The organism is Nocardia sp. BMG51109 (assembly GCF_000526215.1).
Taxonomy (GTDB): domain Bacteria; phylum Actinomycetota; class Actinomycetes; order Mycobacteriales; family Mycobacteriaceae; genus Nocardia.
Window position 1 is genome coordinate 3,739,521 of the sequence record NZ_JAFQ01000004.1, and the last position, 14,998, is coordinate 3,754,518.

The following is a 14,998-nucleotide window of genomic DNA, read 5'->3' on the forward strand; positions in this document are numbered from 1 at the left end:
CCGATCAGAAGTTGCAGGGAATCGAGAGGCCCACGGCCTCGACGCCCTCACACAGCGAGCTGTTGGCCATCTTCCACGAGCCGTCGATGCGCTTCCAGGTGACCTGCATGACGATTCCGGGGCGCCCCGACGAATTGCTGTGCAGGACAGCGGTGTGCTCGTCGCCGCTGTGGGTTTCGGGGCCGGTCACCTCGTTCCAGCCGAGCGGCGCGCGGAACAGGCCGAGGTTGTAGACGGTGCGCGGCACGACGACCGCGTTCATGCCGCCTTCCAGGTTCGCGGCCTTGGTCTCGTCGGACGCCGGCTTCTCCACCAGGAACTCCACCTGGGCGTTGAGGTCGGCGAGGGTGGGGACGTCGCGGGTGATGAGGAAGTCGCCGGAGTCGGCGGAGGCGGCGGGCGCGGTGACCGCCTGCGTCCCCGTCATCGCCGCGCCGATCCCGGCGACGGCCAGCGCAGCGCAGGCCAAGGTCCTGAGGTTTTTCATCTTTTTACCCTTTCGATGATTTGACCGTGCACCCGCGAATGCGGGTAAAGTACCAGCTGACGCCTGCAAGTTAGCCTAACCTAATCGGCAGGGTCAAGAGTTATTTAAATAGCACGGTACTGAGAGCTGTGGCGGCGTCGGCGGACGCGCCACAGGTGACGGAAGGTGCAGCGGGAGTGGTGAACTCAGCTGACGGCGGGAGTGCTCCGCGGCGAACGGCTGGTCAGTCGCAGCGTGACGCCGCAGTCGCCGGCGGTGTCGGGGCGGACGTCGACGCCGTACTGCGACGCCAGCGCGGGCGAATGCCGTTCGAGGACGCGCTCGATGAGGCCCTGCTGGATGCCGATCACGATCTCCGGGGCATTGCGCGCGATGCGCCGCAGCGGGCAGTTGCAGACCTGGATCTCATGGGTGCCGAAGCTCGACATCGTGGACGACACCTGGAAACCCAGCCGCGTCATGGTCGTGGTGACCACGGTGACCGGATCGGGCAGCTCGGTGGAGCCGCCGCCGATACCGGCCAGCGTGTCGGCCCAGATGCGGCCCGCCGCAGCGGCTTTCGCGCGGCGCTCCTCGGGCTCGCCGCCCAACTGCGCCAGCAGCGCGTCCAGCAGTGGCGCCGTCGGATCGGCGCCGACCGCGACGTAGCCCTTGCGCGGCCGGCCCACCGTCGCCGACGGCAGCCAGGTGCCCTCGACCAGTCCCTCGTCGATCAGGGCGTTCAGATGGAATCGCGCGGTGGTGTTGTGGATGCCGAGCGATTGCGCGATCACCGGCGCGTCCAGCGGCTCCAGCGAGTCGCGCACCAGTGCCAGCACCTTGTCCCGCTGCCTGGGCGTGGCGGACATCGCGCTCCTCCTCACCCGCCGAATCGCATCGACCTCACCGCATTGTAGAACCGCCGCATTGTAGAACCGCCGCCCGCGGGCAGCCGAACGACAGGAACGTACCGATGACCAAGCCGCTACCGTACGACGAGCGCGACTCCGCGCACATGCCCGGGCACTGGCTGCTCGCGCGTCTCGGCAAACGCATCCTCAGGCCGGGCGGCAAGGAACTGACCGACCGCATGCTCGACGATGCCGAGCTGCGCGGTGCCGATGTCGTCGAACTCGCCCCGGGCCTCGGCAAGACCGCCGCGGCCATCCTGAGCCGCGCCCCGGCCAGCTATCGCGGCGTCGAATCCGATGACGCCGCAGCGGCTCTCAGTGCCGACGCCGTCGGCGCCGCGGGGGCGATCACCCGTGGTGACGCCGCCGCCACCGGCCTCGACTCCGATTCCGCCGACGCCGTGGTCGGAGAGGCGATGCTGACCATGCAGACCGACGCGCACAAGGTCGAGATCATCGCGGAGGCGTTCCGGGTGCTGCGCCCCGGCGGCCGGTACGCCATTCACGAACTTGCCCTGCAACCGGACGACCTGGACGACGACACCAAGACCACGATCCGCAAGGAATTGGCACGATCCATCAAGGTCAACGCCAGGCCGCTGACCCGGACCGAATGGACCGAACTGCTCACCTCCGCCGGATTCGAGGTCTGCGCAGTCGAATTCGCTCCCATGGCGCTGCTGCGGCCGCGCCGCATGGTTGCTGACGAAGGTCTGCTCGGCACCGCGCGAATCGTCCGCAACATCCTCCGGGACGGCGCCGCCCGGCGGCGCGTGCTGGCCATGCGCGCCACCTTCAACACCCACCGCCGCCGGCTGGCGGCCATCGAGATCGTCGCAAGGAAGCCCCAGCAGTGACCGAGACCGCCACCTCCTTCGCCACCGCCACCACCGCCTGGCATCCGCGCGACGGCGCTGCCCCCAACGCCCAGCGCCTCCTGCACGGCTCCGGCCTGACCCTGGTCCGCATCAGCTTCCGCCAAGGCCAGATCCTGGACGAACACCGCGCGCCGGGCCCCATCCTCGTCCACGGCGTCAGCGGAACCGTCGACCTCGAGGTCACGACCGATGCCGGAATCGAAACCCACCACCTCGTCCCCGGAACCGTGCTACATATTGCCGCCGGTGACCCACACCGCCTCACCGCACGAGAGGATGCGGTGGTGCACGTCGTCCTGCACCGGAACGTCGCGAGCACCGGCTGACCGCAGGCTCCGGGGGATCAGTGCGCGGTGAGCCCGCCGTCGACGACGAATTCCGCGCCGGTGACATACGCGGCCGAGCGTCTCGATCGCGCCGCATCATGTCGCCACGGCACGCGCAACCGCTGTGCGCACCCTGCATAGGGCCATCGGTATCCGGCGGAACTCGCCGCCGAGCTGCGTGTTGCGAGGTGAGGCGTGCCACCGACCGGGAGCAAGGCGTGCGGTCCGGCCGGGCGCGACCTCGACCGGCCTGCGGTTGTCTTATCGGTAGCCGCGTTTGAGAAGGTACTTGGCTCCGGCCTCGAAACCCTTGGGGCTCAGTACTTCGAAGCCGAAAGCGTCGGCGAGGTGGTTGGTGGTGTCGAAGGCGGTGCAGACTGCCAGCGCGTCCTCGATCTGTTGAGGGGAGACACCTGCCGACAGTACTTCGCGCATGTCCTCGGCGCCGACCTCTCCCTCCCGGGTCAGCTTGCCGAGCATCCGTAGCGTTGCCCGCAGGCCGACGTCTATGGGGGCCGAATCCGGATCTTCCAGTGCTGCTTGCACTTTCGTGTCGTCCCGGTATGCCTGGCCGGCGGTCGCGGAGTGTGCGCCGACGCAGAACGCGCACTCGTTCGCCTTCGAGACGAAGGCCGCCATCAGTTCCCGGTCGGCCACCGACCAGTCGGACGGTCCGCGCATCGCCTCGTGCGTGAACTCCTTCGACCGGTCGCCGTAGAAATCGGGACGGTAGAAGACCAGTTTGGCGGCGTCGGGAACCGGCTGCCCGGAGAACATCCGGATGAGTGTGAACAGCATCTTGGTCCGGCGGGGGTAGCCGTGGTTCAGGATGTCGAGTCGCACTATTCGGCCTCCGCCTCGGTCGCCTCTGCCAGGGCCGCCAGGCCGGCGCCGTACAGCCGGGCGGACCGGCCGACCGCGGCGCAGACCACCAGTTCGAAGAGTTGGTCCTCGCTGTAACCCGATGCCTTCGCCGTGGCGAAGTCCGCATCGGTGATCCGTGTGGGATTCGTGGTGACCTTGCCGATCAGCTCGACCAAGGGTGGCGGGACATCGGCGTTGCCGAAGGCGCCGGCGCGCTGCTCCGGAGATGTCCTGGCCGCTCCGTTCAGTACCCGGTCCACCAGCGCCCGATGCGCTGCGCGCTTGCTGTCCTCGTCCGGCACGGCACCCTCCGCCTTCCCACCAGCTCGAGCCGTCTACGCCCGTGCACCATACTCCGCCGTCGACGATGCCGGGAGTGGTCGGATCGGCGGCGTCGACGATGTCCGGGTGTTGTCGGGCCGGCATCGTCCGCGGTCCGCACCGGGGGTGGTAAGGGGGCTTTCCGGATCGAGACTGTGTTGACAATGTTGTGCCGTAACGGTTTTCGTCGGGCACATGATCCCGTCCCGCGGCCTCGACGGTTCGCGGGCCGGTTTGTCTTCTCGTATCGGTGACCGGCGGGCGGTAGCGTGCCCGGTATGGGTTCCGGGTCGAGTGTGCATCAAATGTGTGATCGGTTCGTCGACGACTATGCGGCCGCCGATCCGGTGCTGGCGACGATGCTCGGGATACCCGGGCACGACGACCGGCTGACCGACTTCTCGCCGGCCGGGCACGATCGGCGTGCCGAGATCGCCGGGAACGCCTTGCGCGAGGTGCGGGCCGCCGAACCCGCCGACGACGGTGAACGGGTCGCGCAAGAGGTGTTCTGCGAGCGGGTCGGGCTGGAGGCCGAGATCCACGACGCGGGGCTCACGCTCGCCTCGCTCAACGTGATCTCCAGTCCGGTGCAAAGCATCCGGATGGCGTTCGACCTGATGCGCACCGATACGGCCGCGGATTGGGCGGTCGTCGCCGAGCGGCTCGCGCGGGTGCCCGAGGCGCTCGGCGGTCTGCGCGCCTCGCTGCTGACGGCGGCCGAGCGGGGCCGGATCTCCGCGCTGCGGCAGCTCGCCAAGACGGCCGAGCAGGCCGAGACCTGGGCCGGGCTCCGCGGCCCGGACGGGTTCTTCACCAGCTTCGTCGCCGCGGCCGGTGTCGAGGGTGCGCCGCTGGAAGAACTGCGGCGTGCCGCGGGCGCCGCCGAGGAGGCGTACGGCGAGTTCGCCGGATTCCTGCGCGCCGACCTCGCGCCGCGTGCGCCGGTCGAAGACGCTGTGGGCGAACAGGTTTACCGGCTGTGGTCGCGCTACTTCACCGGCGCCACCTTCGACCTGCGGGAAGCCTATGCGTGGGGCTGGGACGAGTTCGCTCGGATCGAGGCCGAAATGCTGTCCGTGGCCGCACGTATCGCGCCGGGCGCGACGCTCGCCGAGGCCGCGGCGGCCCTCGACGAGGATCCGAGGTACCGGGTCCGGGGGCGGGCGGCCTTCGAGGCGTGGATGCAGAGGCTTTCCGACGAGGCGCTGGAGTCCTTGCGCGGCAAGCACTTCGACATCCCCGACGCGCTGATGAAACTGGAGTGCAGGATCGCGCCGCCCGGTGGCGGCATCGGCGCGTACTACACCGGGCCCAGCGCCGACTTCGCTCGTCCGGGCCGGATGTGGTGGTCGGTCCCGGAGGGCAGGGACGAGTTCATCACCTGGCGTGAGGTCAGCACCGTCTACCACGAGGGCGTGCCGGGCCATCACCTGCAGATCGCGACCGCGGTGCACGAGGCGGCCTCGCTGAACAACTACCAGCGGATGATGTCGTTCACCGACGGCCACGGCGAGGGCTGGGCCCTGTACGCCGAACGCCTCATGCAGGAACTCGGCTACCTGGACGACGACGGCAACCTACTCGGCATGCTCTCCGAACAACTCTTCCGCGCCGCCCGCGTCATCGTCGACATCGGCATGCACCTGGAGCTGGAGATCCCCAGGGGCACAGGCTTTCACGAGGGCGAGCACTGGACCCCCGACCTCGCCCTGGATTTCCTGCTGACCCGCACCATCACCGACCCGGCCCACGTCCGCGACGAAATCGACCGCTACCTCGGCTGGCCCGGCCAGGCCCCCGCCTACAAACTGGGCGAGCGCACCTGGCTGGCCGCCCGCGAGCAGGCCCGCCACCGCACCGGAGACTCCTTCGACCTGAAGACCTTCCACACCCGAGCCCTCGAGCTCGGCGGAATGGGCCTGGACACCTTCCGGTCCCAACTGACCTGACCCCCATTCGCCGGCAGTGCACTCATGCTGCCGACACGCGAAATCCCTGCACTGCTTGCACGCTCGATAGCCTCACGACGGCTCCTCCGCGCTCCGGCGCTCGGTGGTGGTGCGCAGGCGGGCCCAGTTGGGGCGGGGGAGGCGGCGGTCGGAGAAGACCAGGAGGGGCTCGATCACGCGGGCGGCGATCGGGCCGAGGACGGCCATCAGGAGGACGTAGGTGGTGGCCATGGCGGCGAATTCGTCGGGTACGGCGCCGGCGGCGACGGCCAATCCGGCGATGACGATGGAGAATTCGCCGTGGGCGACCAGGGCGGCTCCGGCGCGTGCCCGGCCGTAGCGGGATGCGCCGGCGCGGTTGGCGGCCCACCAGCCGGTCGCCATCTTCGTCACGACGGTGACCACCGCGAGGACGACCGCCCAACCCAGGACGGGGGGAATGCTTTTCGGGTCGGTACTCAGGCCGAACAGCACGAAGAACAAGGCGGCGAACAGGTCTCGCAGCGGCTCCAGGAGCTTCGTCGCGGTGTGCGCGGTGGTATCGGAGATCGCGATGCCGAGCAGGAACGCGCCCACGGCCGCCGAAACCTGCAGGGCCGAGGCCGCCCCGGCGACCAGCAATGCCGATCCGAGCAGCTTGAGCAGGAAGATCTCCCGGTCCTGGCTGTTCACGATCATCGACACGAACCGGCCGTAGCGCAGCGCGACCACGAGCACGACCGTCACCGCAGCCAGCGCGATGCCCAGCGTCTTCAGGCCCGTCATGAACCCCACACCGGCCAGCACCGCGGTGAGCACCGGCAGATACCCGGCCATCACGAGATCCTCGAAGACCAGGATCGACAGGATCGTGGGTGTCTCCCGGTTACCCACCCGGCCGAGGTCGTTGAGTACCTTCGCCACGATTCCGGACGACGAGATGTAGGTGACGCCCGCCATCGCCACCGCGCCGGTGAACCCCCACCCCAGCATCAGCGCGACCAGCACGCCCGGGGTCGCGTTCAACACCAGATCCACCACGCCGGCCAGCCAGGAGGCCCGCATCCCCGTAACCAGCTCGGCGGCACTGTATTCCAGCCCGAGCAGCAGGAGGAGCAGCACCACTCCTATCTCGGAGGCGAGATGGATGAACTGATCCACATGATGGAGTTCGACCAACCCCCCGGTGCCGAACACCAAGCCCCCGATGAGATACAGCGGGATCGGTGACATCCCGATCCGCGCCGCCAAGCGCCCCAACAGACCCAAACCGAAAAAGACCGCGCCCAGCTGCATCAGCGCCAGGGCGGTGTCCTGTTCCACCACGTATCAGCCGTCCGTCATGATTCTGGCGGCCGCCGCTAGGCCCTCCGCGGTGCCGACGACCACCAGCACATCCCCTGCGGTGAACAGGAATTCGGGTCCCGGTGACGGGACAGCGTGACCGGCTCGCACCACGGCGACGATGGAAACCTTTGTCCGCGTACGCATCTGCGTGTCGCCCAGGGCGCGATCGGCGAACGGCGACCCGGACCGGACGGCCATCTGGCGGGTGGTGACACCGTCGAGGTCGCGATGCTCCTCCTGCAACTGCGCCACCAACTGCGGTGCGCCGAGCAGATTCGCGAGGACCGAGGCCTCCTGCGCGGACAACGAGATCTGATCGGTGGCATCGGGATTGTCCGGCTTGCTCACGATCAGATCCATCGTGCCGTCCTTGTGATCGATAACCCCGACGCGACGGCGAGAGGCGGCCAACGGAAATTCTTTACGCACACCGATACCCGGCAACGGTGTTACCTCAACATTCACATATCCATGCCTACCATCCGGGTTACCGCGGTGTCGCGGGCGGATTCGGATGATCGGTGTGGAATGCCGAGCGATTGCCGGGTGCCGGGAGCGGATCGGTGCGGCCGGGACTGCCCGTCGATCAGGCGCCGAGCTCGATGGTCTCGGCCAGCGCGGGGTCGTGGATATCCTGGCCGCCCGCGATGGCCTCCTGGTATTTGACCAGGGTTGCCGAATCGTTGTCGGTGCTGGTGGATCCGAGCTTCCAGTACGCGCGGGCGAGGAGGTCGGCGCGGTCGATGCCCCAGTGGTGGACGGCGTCGGTCCGGACGCGGCGCACCTTCCCGGCCTCCGCGGCGATCCACACCTGCGCGCGGCGTCCGGCGGCGATCGGGGCCGGGGTGTGCCCGGCGGCCTCGGCGATGTCGTCGACCCGGTGCAGCGCCAGATTCGGATGTGCCGGGACGAGCGCGATATCGGCCGGATCGGGCACGGTGAGATAGGCCGTGACGGTATCGGCCGGATCGAGGCTCTCGATGATCGCGGCGATCGCGGGGAGCGCGGTGCCGTCGCCGATCAGGATATGGTCGTGCACTCCGTCGGCAACGGCCCACTCCGGGCGCATCCCGGACAGCGCCACCGTGTCGCCCGGCCGCACCGCGGCGAGCCAGTCGATGCTCACGCCCTGCTCGTGCCGCGCCACATCCAGGGTCAATTCCCTTGCCGCCGAATCGAATCGGCGGACCGTGAAGGCCCGCAGCACCGGTTGCTCGCCGCCGTTCCACTCCGGCAGGCCGGATTCGCCGCGGACCGGGCCGTCGACGGCCGCACCCGGCTTCGGCGGCAGCATGAGCTTGAAGGCATCGGCCGGCCGCGGATCGCGGTATTCGTCCAGGGCGGGCCCCGTCAGCACCACGCGGCTGAACCCCGGCGACAGCTTCTCCACCCGCGCCACCGACAGCTCCAGCGACAACAGCTGATTGCCCTGCGCCCGCTCCCGGATGCCCGCCTTGATCGATGCTCCCATCACCTCACCATAACTTAGGGCGGACTAACTTTGCTCGCCCTCGTCTCGGGGCATCACTTCGCGAGACGAGCAGGTCCCAGGGCAGGTCGTCGACATCGAACGACGCCCGGAGCCGGGCGAGGCCGGAACTCGCCCCGGACACCGTGGGCAGATCCATTACGTCCGGCTCAGCGGCATGGCGCTTCCGAGGTGGGCGAGCTTGTGCGGGTTGCGGACGGCGTAGATGCGGGTGATCTTGCCGTCCTCGACGACCAGGCTGATCGCGGAGTCGAGATCGCCGTCGATATCGATCCGCAGCGCCGGAGCGCCGTTGAGCGACAGATCCGCCAGCCGGGCGCCCGGCGCGACTACCGGAAGACGGGCGAGGACGCGGGCCACGCGGCGGGCGCCCTCGAGCGGATGCAGGAACGCCTGCACGATCCCGCCGCCGTCGGCGACCAGCACCACGTCGGGGGCGAGGACGTCGAGCAGGCCCTGCAGGTCGCCCGTGCGGATCGCCGACCGGAATCGGGCCACGACGGTCTGCTGCTCGGTGGGGCTCACCCGCACGCGGGGCCGGCGGGCCGCCACGTGGTCGCGGGCCCGGCGGGCGATCTGGCGGACCGCCGCCGGGGTCTTGTCGAGGGCCTCGGCGATCTCGTCGTACGGCGCGTCGAACACCTCGCGCAGGACGAACACCGCGCGTTCGGCCGGGGTGAGCGTCTCCAGCACCGTGAGCATCGCGATCGACACGCTCTCGGCGAGTTCGACATCCTCGGCCACGTCGGGACCGGTGAGCAGAGGTTCGGGTAGCCACTCGCCCAGGTAGTCCTCGCGTCGCCGGGTCAGGGTGCGCAGCCGGTTGAGCGCCTGCCTGGTGACGGTCCGCACCAGGTAGGCGCGCGGGTCGCGCACCTCGTCCCGGTCGACCTTCGCCCAGCGCAGCCACGTCTCCTGCACGACGTCGTCGGCGTCCGCACCGGATCCGAGCATCTCGTAGGCCACCGTGAACAGCAGGCTGCGATGAGTAACGAACGGATCGTCACTCGCCGTTCGGTCGTTCATGTCGTGCCCATCTCGTCGTGCCGGACCCGGCCGCTCATGCTGCGTCGATTTCGGTGCACGCGAGGTCCTTTCGCCGTGCCGCCGCGCTGCCGGCTCGAGGCTCGGCCGCTCATGCTCTGCCCGACTCCGCTCGTGCCGACGTCGGGCCGAGCATGAGCGGAGCCTTCCGTGACGTTTCGCTGCTGCTCGTGGGCCCGGCCGCCCATGCTGTGCTGGTGGTCGGCATGAGCGGGTCCCTGCGTGGTGATGCTTCGCTGCCGCCTCCGGGCCCGACCGCTCATGCCGGTGAGCCTACGTCGCTGCGCTGGGCGAGGGGGCGCAGCTCACAGGCGGCGGCGAAGCCCTGGGCCTCGATCCCGAGGGCGTTGTTGCCGCGGGTGGCCATGTTCGCGAACGCGATCCAGTTCGTGAGTTCGACCAGGGCGGGGGCGCCGAGTTCGGCGTGCAGCGCGGACACCATCTCGTCGGTGACGGTCGGCGGGGTCTGGCTCATCGCCTCGGCGTACTCCATCACCCGCCGCTCCAGCGGGGTGAAGACGCCGGACTCCCGCCACCGCGGCACCTCGCGGGCCTTCACCTCGTCGAGCCCGTCGTTGTGGGCGTGGAAATAGCCGAAGTCCAGGCACCAGGTGCACCCGACGAGCGAGGCAACGGCCATGTGCGCGAACGACTTCAGGCTCGCGTCCGCACGATTCCACTTGTTGACCTTGCGCCCGAACGCGCTGGAGTCCATGACCGCGGTGGGGTGATGCCACATCACCTCGAGCGGCTCGGGGACGACGCCGAACATCCTGCGCGTCACGATCTTCACGAGCCTGCCGCGGATTCCGGTGAGCTCGGCCTTCGGTATGCGGGGTGTGCCGGTCATATCTACTCCTCTGTCGATTTCCTCGACATGAAGACACCGCCCGCGACCGCCGTGTGACACCCGAATTCGCGCCGCACCGAAACTCGTGCCCGCTACGCCGATGCGAACAGCGGGCCCGCGTCCGAGGCGATCGCTGGAGCGTCGACGAGTTCGGTTGCCGCCCAGAGGGTTACCTGGGTAGCGGTGAGTACCGGGCAACCTGCGGCCCGTTCCAGCTCGGCGGTGAGCCGACTGGCGTGCAGGGCCGTCTCCGGCAGCAGCATCATCTGTGCGCCGGGATGGGCCGAGCGCCGTACGAGATCCACGATCCGGTCCGGTGGCCAGGCCGCGAGCTCCCGATCCGAGCCGGCCGAGGCGTCGACACGGTGGATCACCTCGGCACCGGTCTCTCGCACGCGGTCGACGAAATGCTCGGACAGTTCGGGGTGATACACCGAGGCGAGCGCGACCCGGCGCAGTGACAGATGGCGAATCGCCTGCTGAAAGGCCGCCGTCGTGCTGGTCGCCGGGCACCCGGTTACGCGGCGGAGGGTGCGCACCTGCTCGCCGACACCGTCCGGACCGTCCAGGAAGCTGGAACTGGTGACAGCGAAGGCCACGGCATCCATGCTCCGGCCGCCGAGTGCCGAGGGCAGCACCCGTTCCAGATGCGCCGCCGAGCCCAGCCGCCGCAAGGCATCGGTGACCTGCTCGATGGTCAGCGTGGCCAGATCGTCGATATCATCCGGCCAGGGGATGTAGACCACCTCGAGGTCGAGGGCAGGGTCGAGCCGCCCCGCGAGGTCCAGAAAATCGTCCTCACCCGAATCCGGGGTGGGATACAACAGGCCGACCCGACGCTGGCTACCCATAAGTCCGCCATGCTAGGCGATGTGCCGCCGCCCCGACCTGGAGCGCACTCGCGAGATCGCGGCCGACCACGGAGGAAGGCCCACAGGCTCCCATTCGTCCAAGTTCGCGACACTCCGGCCGGATCAGAATGCCCCCGGAAGAACGTCGGACACTCGGAGGATTAGGGATCATGCGACACGACAATGCGGTGGTGGTCGGCGGTGGGGTCAGCGGGCTGACGAGCGCGCTGTGTCTCGCCGAGGCGGGAGTGAACGTGCGCGTCTGGGCCGCCGAACCGCCCGAGCAGACCACCTCGATGGTTGCGGGAGCGCTGTGGGGACCGTCGTTCCAGGAACCGGTCGAGCGGACGCTCGCATGGACTCGCCAGTCCCTGGACGACTTTCGTGACCTCGCCGGACGGCCCGCGACCGGTGTCCGGATGGCCTCGGGCCTGACCGTCGGCCAGTTACCGCCGGCGGATCGGCTCCCGCCGCAGGCGCAGATGATCCCGGACCTGCGGGCCTGCCCGGCCGACGAGCTGCCCGGCGGATATCCCGCCGGGTTCACCGGGACGATGCCGCTCATCGATATGCCGATCTATCTGCGCTATCTCACCGATCGGCTGATCGCGGCCGGCGGCGTCCTGGAGACCCGCCGGGTGTCGTCGCTGACCGAGGCGGCCGAGGCCGCCCCGATCGTCGTCAACTGCTCGGGGCTGGGCGCTCGCGAACTGGCCGGGGATACGGCGCTGCGGCCGGTGTTCGGGCAGGTCGTCGTGCTCACCAATCCCGGTCTGCGCGAGATCTTTCTCGAACTTTCCGCGGGCCCGGAGTTCACGCACCTCGTCCCGCACGCCGACCGGGTGCTGTGCGGCGGAGTCTCGAAACCGGACGTCTGGGATCGCACGCCCGATCCGGATGTCAGCCGGAGCATCGTCGACCGCTGCCGCCGCATCGAGCCCCGGCTGCACGACGCGGAGATCGTCGACGTGGTGACCGGATTGCGGCCCGACCGGCCGGCGGTGCGCGTCGAGGCGACAACGATCGGAACCGCCCGCTGCGTCCACAACTACGGGCACAGCGGCAGCGGCGTCAGCCTGTCCTGGGGATGCGCGCGCGACACGGCGCGACTCGCGCTGGGCGGTCAGTGCTCGTCGTAGTGCCCGTCGTGGGCGGCGTGGCGGTGGCCGTCGTGGATGTAGTCGACATGGTCGCCGTGCGGGACCGAGACGTGGCCGCAGCCCTCGCCGTGGACGTGGTCGTGGCTGTCGTGGGCGGCGTGGCCGGTGGGCTCGCATTCGTCGTAGTGGTCGTCGTGGGCGCGGTGCAGGTGCCCGTCGTGGACGTAGTCGACGTGGTCGCCGTGCGGAACGGCAACGTGCCCGCAACCGGGTTGGTGGACATGTTCGTGGCTCGCGTGCGGGGTGTGAGCTGTCGTGGTCATCGGGGTGCTTCCTCTCGGATCTGTGATCCCCTCGAGATGTCCACCTGCGACGTTACTACTGGCACGGTGGTACGGGAAGGACGCGCGCGGCCCCGGCTGTCATGTCCGGCGGACAGCGCCGTCGGCCGCCGTCTCTCCTCGATTTCGGCAATCTTCCAGTATCCGATTGTGGAGAGGTTCTTTGCTCCGGGGCGGCGGTAGGGGACCATGGACGTGTGGCGCGGCGAGCGTCGCGTGTCTTCTGAATGTGTTCGGTGCTCGACATCCCTGCCCAGGCGATCTACTTCCGCTACACAGGAGGACGAGGATCCATGGTTACTGTCCGGAAAGCCCGCCGTCCCGCCCTCGTCGCGACCGTCTTCGGGGTCATGGGTGCGGCCGTCGTGTCGACCGCCGCTCCCGCCCTCGCCGACAACACGATCAACATCACCGGTGTCGGGCCGGTCAATGTGGGCGTCGACTACAACTGTGAGGCCGCGGCCGGGGTGGTCGCCGTCAAGGCCATGGTGGGCGAGCCTCAGGCGGACAGCCCGTCGGCCTCCGGCACGCAGACCGAGGTGACCTGCGATGGCGCCCAGCACAACACCGTGATCGTGCTGGCCGGCCCCAACGGGCAGGAGGCGCCCCTGTCGGCCGGGCAGCAGGTGCAGGTGCGGGTCGCGCTGGTCGACCGCGAAGACACTGTCGTCAAAGGTCAGGCGAATGTGTTCGAGCTGAGGTAGGCGAGTTCGTGTCCGGCTAACCTGCGCGTCTCGAAATATTCAGTGGTGTAGGCCGGTTCGTCAGTCGGCAGGTCCGTGGTGTTCAATCCGCTGGGTTACCGTTCGGTAGTAGGGCGACGGCGGAGGACTCCATGGTGAGCACGCGGCTTCGGACGGTTTGGCTGGCCAATGTGACGATGGGGGCCGCGGCGGTGGCGGCGGGGACGCCGATGCGGGTGCGGCCTGCTGCGCCGCGCCAGGTGAATCATCTTCGGGTGCAGGGGGATTCGATATCCGCCTCGGATCTGGAGGTGGTCACGGTCACCGATCGGTCCGTGGTGCTGACCTGGACCACGCGAATGCGTGATCGGACCGGCCGGCTGCGGCCCGTCCCGGCCGACACCGAGGTCCGGCTGGCGCCGGCGGACGGGGTGGGTCCGGCTCGGCCGTGCTACTTCGATGCCCGGCCCACCGCCTATCACTATGCCGAGATCGAGGGGCTGGAGCCGGGGCGCTCCTATCGGTTCGAGGCGTACTCCGGCGGACACCGCGCCGTGCCCGCCCGGACGCTGGTCACCAGGCGGCCCGGAACACCGGAAAGCACAGGGGTTGTCACCACCCTGGTGCCGCCGCCGGGACGGTTGCTGCGCACGATCGCACTCGCCAACGATCTGCATTACGGAGAACAGGTCAGCGGCCTGCTGGTCGGCGGTCTGCCCACCGGGCTGCGCCATATCACCGACGAGTACCCCGAGATCATGCTCGACGCCGTGCTCGGCGATCTGCGCCGGACCGACCGCGCCGCCGACCATCTCATCGTGGCAGGCGATCTCACCGATTCGGGCACGCTCGAACAATCGCGGGGAGTGCGGTCCCGCCTGGATGCCTGGGGCGAACTCGGTCGCGACTATTTCGTGTGCCGCGGCAACCACGACGCACCGCGCCCGGATGATCACTGGGGCACCGTCTTTCATCCTCGGCAGCGCGTCACCGAGCAGCGGCTGGGCGGCCTGCGGATCATCGGCCTCGACACCACCCGGCTGCGTTCGTCCGGGGGTACGCTGGTGGCCCCGCAGTTGCGCGATCTGCGTGCGCGGCTGACGGCCGAACCCGACCTGCCGACAATGGTTTTCGGCCATCACCCGGTGACATTCGCTGCGGCCGTGAGCAACCCGGCCGGCCCCGGCTTCGTGCTCGACCGATCCAGCGCCGCCGCCCTGCACGGCATCTACCGCGCCGCGCCGGGCGTATTCCTGCACCACAGCGGCCACACCCACCGCACCCGCCGCGGGCGCCCCGACAACGACATCGACGTCGAGTTCCTGGAAGTCGCCGCGGTCAAGGAATACCCGGGCGGCTACCTGCTGCTACGCCTCTACACCGGCGGCTACATGGCCAACTTCTACAAGACCCGCACCGAGCCCGCCCGCCACTGGAGCACCCGCACCCGCCGCCAGTACTTCGGCCTCCACCCCGACCACGCCCTCGGCTCCTGCACCGACCGCAACCACGTTGTGCTGCGCGACTTTTCCGGCGTGGAGCCATTCGCGCGGGGGCACCGCCGCTGACTCGCGGTGGACGGACTCGCTCGGACTCCGG

17 protein-coding genes are annotated in these 14,998 nt (G+C 69.2%); 6 read left to right on the plus strand and 11 right to left on the minus strand.

Going from position 1 to position 14,998, the window contains the following annotated elements; translation table 11 throughout:
* Nucleotides 1-4: 4 nt before the first annotated feature.
* Together D892_RS0118535 and D892_RS0118540 are read right to left on the minus strand one after the other, a co-directional pair.
* Nucleotides 5-487 (minus strand): hypothetical protein, encoded by a 483-nt coding sequence (locus D892_RS0118535; RefSeq protein ID WP_024802686.1) that lies wholly within the window; start codon nucleotides 485-487, stop codon nucleotides 5-7.
* Between the two features lie 185 nt (nucleotides 488-672).
* Nucleotides 673-1,335 carry a transcriptional regulator gene (locus tag D892_RS0118540; protein WP_024802687.1) on the minus strand — a complete coding sequence of 221 codons (663 nt, stop codon included), beginning with the start codon at nucleotides 1,333-1,335 and terminating at the stop codon, nucleotides 673-675.
* Between the two features lie 104 nt (nucleotides 1,336-1,439).
* On the opposite strand from D892_RS0118540, the gene D892_RS0118545 reads away from it, so the two are divergent.
* Nucleotides 1,440-2,234, plus strand: coding sequence for a class I SAM-dependent methyltransferase (locus tag D892_RS0118545; protein ID WP_024802688.1), 795 nt, complete (start codon nucleotides 1,440-1,442; stop codon nucleotides 2,232-2,234).
* Nucleotides 2,231-2,581, plus strand: coding sequence for a hypothetical protein (locus tag D892_RS41475; protein ID WP_024802689.1), 351 nt, complete (start codon nucleotides 2,231-2,233; stop codon nucleotides 2,579-2,581). The genes D892_RS0118545 and D892_RS41475 overlap by 4 nt, the downstream gene beginning before the upstream one ends.
* 261 nt (nucleotides 2,582-2,842) lie before the next feature.
* On the opposite strand, the gene D892_RS0118560 is transcribed toward D892_RS41475, so the two are convergent.
* Nucleotides 2,843-3,424 carry a carboxymuconolactone decarboxylase family protein gene (locus D892_RS0118560; protein WP_024802690.1) on the minus strand — a complete coding sequence of 194 codons (582 nt, stop codon included), beginning with the start codon at nucleotides 3,422-3,424 and terminating at the stop codon, nucleotides 2,843-2,845.
* On the minus strand, nucleotides 3,424-3,747 hold the full coding sequence (locus D892_RS0118565; protein ID WP_024802691.1) for a hypothetical protein: 324 nt from the start codon (nucleotides 3,745-3,747) through the stop codon (nucleotides 3,424-3,426). The genes D892_RS0118560 and D892_RS0118565 overlap by 1 nt, the downstream gene beginning before the upstream one ends.
* Before the next feature lie 324 nt (nucleotides 3,748-4,071).
* Between D892_RS0118565 and D892_RS0118570 the strand changes: the two genes are divergently transcribed.
* The gene (locus D892_RS0118570) at nucleotides 4,072-5,715 is read left to right on the plus strand and encodes a DUF885 domain-containing protein (protein WP_232236110.1); all 1,644 of its coding nucleotides are present in this window, start codon (nucleotides 4,072-4,074) and stop codon (nucleotides 5,713-5,715) included.
* A 72-nt stretch (nucleotides 5,716-5,787) separates the two neighbouring features.
* Here the strand turns inward: D892_RS0118570 and D892_RS0118575 are convergent, their stop codons facing one another.
* From D892_RS0118575 to D892_RS0118600, 6 genes are all read right to left on the minus strand, one after another.
* A complete protein-coding gene (locus D892_RS0118575) occupies nucleotides 5,788-6,990 on the minus strand; it encodes a cation:proton antiporter (RefSeq protein ID WP_051499771.1) in 1,203 nt (400 codons plus the stop codon).
* 33 nt (nucleotides 6,991-7,023) lie between these two features.
* Complete coding sequence (locus tag D892_RS0118580; RefSeq protein ID WP_024802694.1) at nucleotides 7,024-7,506, minus strand: cation:proton antiporter regulatory subunit; 483 nt, start codon at nucleotides 7,504-7,506, stop codon at nucleotides 7,024-7,026.
* Nucleotides 7,507-7,627: 121 nt separating this feature from the next.
* Entirely contained in the window at nucleotides 7,628-8,512 is an 885-nt protein-coding gene (locus D892_RS43795; protein ID WP_024802695.1) for a siderophore-interacting protein, read from the minus strand.
* A 156-nt stretch (nucleotides 8,513-8,668) separates the two neighbouring features.
* On the minus strand, nucleotides 8,669-9,556 hold the full coding sequence (locus tag D892_RS0118590) for an RNA polymerase sigma-70 factor (RefSeq protein WP_024802696.1): 888 nt from the start codon (nucleotides 9,554-9,556) through the stop codon (nucleotides 8,669-8,671).
* Between the two features lie 277 nt (nucleotides 9,557-9,833).
* Nucleotides 9,834-10,424 (minus strand): carboxymuconolactone decarboxylase family protein, encoded by a 591-nt coding sequence (locus D892_RS0118595; protein ID WP_024802697.1) that lies wholly within the window; start codon nucleotides 10,422-10,424, stop codon nucleotides 9,834-9,836.
* 92 nt (nucleotides 10,425-10,516) lie between these two features.
* Nucleotides 10,517-11,275, minus strand: coding sequence for a hypothetical protein (locus D892_RS0118600; RefSeq protein WP_024802698.1), 759 nt, complete (start codon nucleotides 11,273-11,275; stop codon nucleotides 10,517-10,519).
* Nucleotides 11,276-11,445: 170 nt separating this feature from the next.
* Here D892_RS0118600 and D892_RS0118605 point away from each other — a divergent pair, with 170 nt between their 5' ends.
* Complete coding sequence (locus tag D892_RS0118605; protein ID WP_036567219.1) at nucleotides 11,446-12,414, plus strand: FAD-dependent oxidoreductase; 969 nt, start codon at nucleotides 11,446-11,448, stop codon at nucleotides 12,412-12,414.
* Here D892_RS0118605 and D892_RS0118610 read toward each other — a convergent pair.
* Nucleotides 12,399-12,698 (minus strand): hypothetical protein, encoded by a 300-nt coding sequence (locus D892_RS0118610; protein WP_024802700.1) that lies wholly within the window; start codon nucleotides 12,696-12,698, stop codon nucleotides 12,399-12,401. The two genes, D892_RS0118605 and D892_RS0118610, sit on opposite strands and share 16 nt — an antisense overlap.
* Before the next feature lie 311 nt (nucleotides 12,699-13,009).
* Between D892_RS0118610 and D892_RS0118615 the strand changes: the two genes are divergently transcribed.
* On the plus strand, nucleotides 13,010-13,420 hold the full coding sequence (locus D892_RS0118615; RefSeq protein WP_156959563.1) for a hypothetical protein: 411 nt from the start codon (nucleotides 13,010-13,012) through the stop codon (nucleotides 13,418-13,420).
* A gap of 131 nt (nucleotides 13,421-13,551) precedes the next feature.
* Nucleotides 13,552-14,967, plus strand: coding sequence for a metallophosphoesterase (locus tag D892_RS0118620; protein ID WP_024802702.1), 1,416 nt, complete (start codon nucleotides 13,552-13,554; stop codon nucleotides 14,965-14,967).
* Nucleotides 14,968-14,998: the final 31 nt, after the last annotated feature.